General features: G+C 70.6%; 3 protein-coding genes. All 3 read right to left on the bottom strand.

The genetic code is table 11. The annotated features are described in order from the left end of the window. Positions 1-373, bottom strand: a 373-nt coding sequence (locus O3Q52_RS52840) for a recombinase family protein (RefSeq protein WP_269655510.1), incomplete at its 3' end; no start/stop codon positions are given. After that, positions 366-1232, bottom strand: coding sequence for a hypothetical protein (locus O3Q52_RS52835; RefSeq protein WP_269655509.1), 867 nt, complete (start codon positions 1230-1232; stop codon positions 366-368). The genes O3Q52_RS52840 and O3Q52_RS52835, both read right to left, overlap by 8 nt. A gap of 122 nt (positions 1233-1354) precedes the next feature. Next, positions 1355-1609 carry a DUF5372 family protein gene (locus tag O3Q52_RS52830; RefSeq protein WP_269655508.1) on the bottom strand — a complete coding sequence of 85 codons (255 nt, stop codon included), beginning with the start codon at positions 1607-1609 and terminating at the stop codon, positions 1355-1357. Positions 1610-1664 lie beyond the last annotated feature (55 nt).

The following is a 1664-nucleotide window of genomic DNA, read 5'->3' as shown; positions in this document are numbered from 1 at the left end:
GGATCAGTGTCCCGGACATCGCGCAGATCTCCAGCAGCCGGTGCCAGTCGGTGCTGTTGCGTGCCAGGCGGGAGACCTCCAGCCCGAGGACGATCCCGGCGTGGCCCATGCCGACCTCGGTGACCAGCCGCTGGAAGCCCTCGCGGTCCGCGGCCGTGGCGCCGGACTGGCCCTGGTCGGTGTCGATGACGTGGACCCGGTCGGCCGGCCACCCCAGAGTGATCGCCCGTTCCTTCAGGCCGTACTGACGCACCGTCGACTCGGTGTTGTTGAGGACCTGCTTGAGCGAACTCTGCCGGATATAGAGGTAGGCGTCTCTGGCGAGGTGGGCGGCCGTCACCTTGGCGGCCGGACCGAACAGCTGGTCATTCATCGAAGTTCCCGCACATCCTCATGTCGCCGTGGATCAGGGGGAGTTGGCGTGGGCCCAGACCATCCGGGACCACACCCGAATGACCTCCGCGTCCAGCGTGGTGGCCACCGCACCGGCGGCCGGCGGGCCCAGGCTCCCCGTCCTCGGAGCCGCCGCGGCGGCCAGCGAAGCAGCCACCTTCAGATACGCGGCCATGCCACGGGCGACGAGCACTCCCAGCCCGTTGCGGCGCCCGCCGCGGCCCGCGCTCTCGCGTAGCCGTTCGTACTCGGTGACGCCCGCCGTGACGGCAACGCCCGGGACGGCAGCGGGATATGGGCTCATCCTCACCGGCGGTTTCCGGCTCGCGCCGCCGGGACAGCGCACGCTCGACCGACCGCGGGTGGACGGTGAAGCCGAACTCCCCGGCGACCTTCTCCGCGATGTCCTTCGAGGTCAGCGCGTCATCGGCGGCCAGCCAGGCGTCGATGTGGTCCATGACCGGTGCGGTCAGCTTGACCGGCCCCTTCGGGCCCGGCTTGCCGGGGACCAGGGCACCCGGACCGCCCACGTCCAGGGCGGCGGCGATCTCATAGAACGCCTGGCGGCAGTAGCCGAAGGCGCGGGCCGCCCGGGCGACGGGCACCTTGTCGACGCGGACGCGGCGCACCATCTCGTACTTGACCTGCACCACGTCGCGCGGGTCGCAGAACGGCGAGGCCAGGAACACCTCGTCGGTCACCTTCTCCGGATGCGGGTTGAGTGATCTCGACGCGGCCAGCACGGCCACCTTCGGGTCCTTCGCCGTCACCGCCATCGCGTCCGCCTCCCCTGTCACCAGCCGTGTCACCAGGTTCGCGCCCTTACCCGGCCAGGCCAAGACCACAAGGCAGGCGCGCGGAGGCAAACCAGCAGATCAGAAGTGCTCCGGCCAGCTACCTCCGCGCGCCGTCGATCACCCCGGCTGTCCGGCCGGGCGTGGTTCAGGCGACGGTCCCGGCATCATCTTCCCGACGCCTGTACGCGGAGAGCGTCGATCAGTCCGGCGACGGCCTGGAGGTCCTCCACGCGGAACGGGCACCGGCCCGCGGCCATCGTGACGAACGGATCGACCGGGTCGATATCCGTCCAGGCCGCGGGCAGCGACGCCAGCTGCCCGTCCTCGTCCTGGAAGGCGACCCGGTCCTCGTCCCAGGTCCGGCGCCGGTCAACGAACGTGAACTCCCGCCCGGACCAGGGATGGAACGGGTGCGTCACCCTCACAACTCCGGGCTGACCGGACTGATCGGGTGCAGTGGACGACTCGTGACAA

It is taken from the genome of Streptomyces sp. ActVer, assembly GCF_027270795.1.
GTDB lineage: Bacteria > Actinomycetota > Actinomycetes > Streptomycetales > Streptomycetaceae > Streptomyces > Streptomyces umbrinus_A.
The sequence above is the reverse complement of the archived record's forward strand: the minus strand, read 5'-3'. Positions and strand labels throughout refer to the sequence as shown.